The organism is Ilyobacter sp. (assembly GCF_041583315.1).
Taxonomy (GTDB): Bacteria; Fusobacteriota; Fusobacteriia; order Fusobacteriales; family Fusobacteriaceae; genus Ilyobacter.
Map to the genome: position 1 here is coordinate 1 of NZ_JBFHGC010000195.1, position 4,723 is coordinate 4,723.

Below are 4,723 nucleotides of genomic sequence, written 5' to 3' on the forward strand. Positions count from 1 at the left end.
TATCCAGGTAGTTTTCAAATCCCATATTACTCATAACAGTTGTTACCACCCTGTTATCGTTTAGCTCTCCTCTGCTTTTCATTTCTTTGGCCAGGATTGCTATTATCTTGTCACCGTCTATGACATTTCCGTTTTTATCCACTGCCATCAGCCTATCTGCGTCTCCGTCATAGGCAAGACCTAGGTCAGCTTCATATCCTGTTACTACCTTAGCAAGTATCTCAGGGTGCGTAGAGCCGCATTTTACATTTATGTTGGTTCCATTTGGAGCATCATTTATTACCACTATCTCAGCTCCTAGATCCATAAATACTTCTCTGGCGATTCTGTAGGCAGCTCCGTTGGCTGTATCTATGATTATTTTCATTCCCGAGAAATCTCCCTTTACCGTTGAGATTATATAATCTCTGTATAGGTAGTACTCGTTGTCTGCATACTTAAATTTACCAACCTTATCTCCAGGCATACATTCCTTACTTATCTCTTCAAATCTGTCCATAAGATCTTCTAATTCCATTTCCAGCTCGTCAGGAAGCTTGTACCCGTTAGATGCAAAAATTTTTATCCCGTTGTCCTTTGCTGGATTATGAGATGCTGATATCATTATTCCTGCATCTGCAGAGAGCCTTCTTGTGAGGTAGGATACTCCCGGAGTAGGTATTACCCCTACAAAATCTATATCTACACCCATAGATGTCATCCCGGCAAAAAGGGCAGATCTCAACATATATCCTGATATTCTTGTGTCGGTACCCATTATTACCTTTAGTTTTTTATTAGGATTTTTTTTTCTCAGATAGTAACCGATTGCGTATCCCAGCCTCAGAGCTATATCCACTGTAAGTTCCTTATTTGCTTCGCCTCTTATACCGTCAGTTCCAAAATATTTTCTCAATTTTTTATCCTCCTTCTCAGATTCAATCTCTCCCCCAGATATCCTGTTACCATTCCTGATACCCATCCCAGGGCTAGAAAAAGTAGTACAAAACTCAGTATGGATTTTGTATAGACATCTATATTTCTAAACATTAAAAAGTAAACTACAAAAAGCTGTGTTATGTTATGCACCACAGCTGAAAAAGAACTTATTGCCATTAAACTAAGATTCTTTCTGAAATTATATAAAAACACCATTACCCCCGTACTTGCTGTTCCCGCTATCAGACTTACAAAAAAACCTGGGGTAAACAGAGTTCCGAGCATCAACCCTTGTATTATTATCCTGAGTCCTACCACTTCAAAGGCCATCTTTTTATCAAACTTTTCAAGAGCTATAATTGTAGCCAGATTTGCTAATCCTATCTTCATCCAAGGAAATGGTTTCGGTATTAGATTCTCAAGAAGAGAAAAATAAAGGGCTATCAAAACCAGTGCGACCAGATAGCCCTCTCTTTTATTTTTTATCACTAAACTCTTAACTCCGCTTCGATTCCGATCATAGTTTCGTATTTTTTTATGATAGGATTTACATCTCTTTCAATAAACTCTACAGTTTGGTCTGAAGAAAATCCGATGAAGTTTTTAGGGTCTAAAATTTCTAAAAGTCTCTCTTTATCTATGTTGAAATAATCATCTTTCAAAATTCTTTCTATAAGATCGTTATCTTTTCCCTCAATTTTTACTGTCTTAGCAGCTTCCATTGAGTGAACTCTTATTCTTTCATGTAGTTCCTGTCTGTCTCCACCGTTTTTTACACCTTCCATTATTATGTATTCAGTGGCCATAAACGGAAGTTCTGACATGATACGCTTTTCTATCATCTTAGGGTATACTACAAGACCGTCCATTATATTCTGCCAGATCAATAATATTGAATCTATTGCCAGAAATGCTTGAGGAATAGAGAGTCTTTTGTTTGCAGAGTCGTCCAAGGTTCTCTCAAACCATTGTGTTGCTGCAGTCATAGCTGTACTCTGCTGCATTGCAATTACAAACTTAGCAAGAGATGAGATTCTTTCGCTTCTCATAGGATTTCTTTTATAAGCCATTGCAGAAGATCCTATCTGACTCTTTTCAAATGGCTCCTCTATCTCTTTAAGGTGCTGTAGCAGTCTTAGATCATTGGTAAATTTATGTGCTGACTGAGCTATATTTGAAAGTAGATTCAGGATCTCTGAGTCCACTTTTCTGTCATATGTTTGACCGGTTACTAAGAAACTCTTGGTGAATCCCATTTTTTCTGCCACCATTTCGTCTAGTTTCTTCACTTTTTCAAATTCACCGTTAAAAAGTTCTAGATAACTTGCCTGAGTTCCAGTTGTTCCTTTTACTCCTCTGAATCTCAAAGTTTCTTCCCTGAATTCCAGCTCTTCAAAGTCAAGAAGTAGGCTTTGAAGCCATAGGGTAGTTCTCTTTCCCACTGTAGTCAGCTGTGCCGGCTGAAAATGTGTAAATCCAAGTGTCGGAAGTCCCTTATATTCGAGAGAGAATTTAGCCATCGAATTAATAACATTTACCATTTTCACCTTGAGAATTTCCAGTCCGTCTTTGATTTGAATAAGATCTGTGTTGTCTCCTACATAAGCACTGGTAGCACCCAAATGAATTATAGGCATAGCCTTCGGAGCTGCTGTACCAAATGTGTGTACATGGGCCATAACATCATGTCTGAATTCACGTTCTTTTACCTTTGCAAGCTCATAATCAATGTTGTTTACATTTGCTCTCATCTCTTCCAGCTGTTCTTCTGTGATGTTTAGACCTAGGTCTTTTTGTGCTTCAGCTAGCGCCACCCAAAGCTTTCTCCAAGTGGAAAACTTTTTATCAGGAGAAAAATTCTCCAGCATCTCTTTTGATCCGTACCTTTCAACCAATGGATTTGAATAAACATTATTTCCCAATTTTTTCCACCCTTTCATAAATAATTTATTTTTTTAAAATGACCAAGTTAATATAGGTATTTTAATTGTTTAATACCATTACCAAGGCATCTTCCCCTGTATCACCATAGTAATTTTTTCTTTTGAATAGATTTTTAAATCCCATTTTTTGATAAAGTCTTATAGCGGTCTGATTACTTTCTCTTACCTCAAGATGTATCTCTTTCCCCAATTCTTTAGAAATGGTTCTAAGTAGTTCTTCCCCTATACCCTGATTTCTATATCTTTTATCCACAGCTATCTTCATTATTTCAAAAATATCGATACTGTCCAGCAGGATTGCATATCCTATTAGATTTTCATTTTCCCAGACTCCCCAAAAATAATATCTGCTATTTCCCAGCATTTTAAACAAGGAATCTCTGCTGTATGAATTCCCGGGAAAGTTTTTTTTTTCCAAATAGTAAAGTTCCTCTATATTGTCTGTATCCATACCTTGAATTACTTGCATAAAATTCCCCTTATTTCATCATTCCTATTCTGTTTAAAGGCCAGAATCTTACAAATGCTTTTCCCTTTATTCTGCTTTCAGCAACGAATCCCCACATTCTAGAATCATAACTTCCGTCTGTGTTGTCTCCCAAAACCATATAATAATTTTCATCAATTTTTATTTTTACACTTTTCCCGTTTAATATCTCATCTATAGTCTTTTGATCATGAATAAAATCTAACACCATTCCTGTTTTTTTCCCGTTCACATAAAAATCTACATCTGGAAGTATCTCTTTTAACTGTCCAGGTTTTTCCAGTAAAAATTCCTGAATCTCTTTTATATCCTCACTTTTTATTTCAGAGGTATAATTGGCTCCTGGTACGATGTCTATAATGTCACCTTTTTTAGGTATTGTCCATGTATCGTACTCTATAAATCCAAGATTTGAATACTCTCTGCTGTCTATTCTTTTATCATTAATATACAGATGTCCAAACTCTATTTTCACTTCTTCTCCAGGAAGCCCCATGACTCTTTTTGTGTATAAAACTTTATTCTCCACAGGTTCTTTAAAAACAATTATATCTTCTCTTTCAGGTTGTTTAAAATTATAAATTACCATATTTCCAAATATTCTGTCTTTTGGCATAATTGTAGGGATCATCGAGCCCGTCGGAACAAGAAAATTTCCCAAATAAAACTTTTGAATTATTAGAACAAGTATAAGTGCCGAACCGATTGTTTCCACAAAATTAACAGTCTTTTTTATACCTTTTTGTGTTACAGTGCTCTCTACATTGAATATCGAGATTATCTTTCCGGCGAAAGCCCCTCTGTACTCTTTAATGAGCTCGACTACTTCTTTTTCTTTTACCCATAATAAAAGAAAACATGTTGTCAGAAACAGGTAAAAAATTCCGTTAATTATGATTTTTTCTTTTTCCATTTATGCACCTCTTTCAGTATTTTACTCTCCTATTTTAACATAATTAAACATATTTTTCGACTTTTTTTACCTTATTGTCTTTTATCATTTCAATAAATAAAATAAGCCGGCATATGCCGGCTTATCCTTCTAGTTCTACCTTTATTTTTCCATCTTCTTGAATCGTGTGAAACATGGAGCTGCACTCATTACAAATAAAATATTTTGTACTTTTTTCATAATCTACCTCACCTGATAGATTCCCACAATGCGGACAATTGATTTTTTCCATTTAAGCCCCTCCTTTTATTAACTATTTTCCTTTACTTTTCTAGTATATTCCATCTCTATCTCTCTGTAAATAATAGTTATCTTTTTCCTTATTTACCAATATATTCTTTTTCACAAACTTTACTTTTTATATATAATTTTTTCTTATATAAATAAGTTCTATCGATATTTTTTTATCTTTAATAAAATAAA

The 4,723-nt window shown here is 35.0% G+C and carries 6 protein-coding genes; all 6 read right to left on the reverse strand.

What is annotated here, in order from left to right; all coding sequences use genetic code 11:
- The coding region (locus ABZA26_RS07945; RefSeq protein ID WP_372713985.1) for a phosphoglucosamine mutase at window positions 1–895 on the reverse strand (895 nt) is incomplete at its 3' end.
- A complete protein-coding gene (locus ABZA26_RS07950) occupies window positions 892–1,407 on the reverse strand; it encodes a Gx transporter family protein (protein ID WP_372713986.1) in 516 nt (171 codons plus the stop codon). The genes ABZA26_RS07950 and ABZA26_RS07945, both read right to left, overlap by 4 nt.
- Entirely contained in the window at window positions 1,407–2,840 is a 1,434-nt protein-coding gene (gene purB, locus ABZA26_RS07955; RefSeq protein WP_372713987.1) for an adenylosuccinate lyase, read from the reverse strand. The genes ABZA26_RS07950 and purB overlap by 1 nt, the downstream gene beginning before the upstream one ends.
- 61 nt (window positions 2,841–2,901) lie before the next feature.
- Entirely contained in the window at window positions 2,902–3,330 is a 429-nt protein-coding gene (gene rimI, locus ABZA26_RS07960) for a ribosomal protein S18-alanine N-acetyltransferase (RefSeq protein WP_372713988.1), read from the reverse strand.
- A 10-nt stretch (window positions 3,331–3,340) separates the two neighbouring features.
- A complete protein-coding gene (gene lepB, locus ABZA26_RS07965) occupies window positions 3,341–4,261 on the reverse strand; it encodes a signal peptidase I (protein ID WP_372713989.1) in 921 nt (306 codons plus the stop codon).
- 121 nt (window positions 4,262–4,382) lie between these two features.
- Complete coding sequence (locus ABZA26_RS07970; protein WP_372713990.1) at window positions 4,383–4,532, reverse strand: hypothetical protein; 150 nt, start codon at window positions 4,530–4,532, stop codon at window positions 4,383–4,385.
- Window positions 4,533–4,723: the final 191 nt, after the last annotated feature.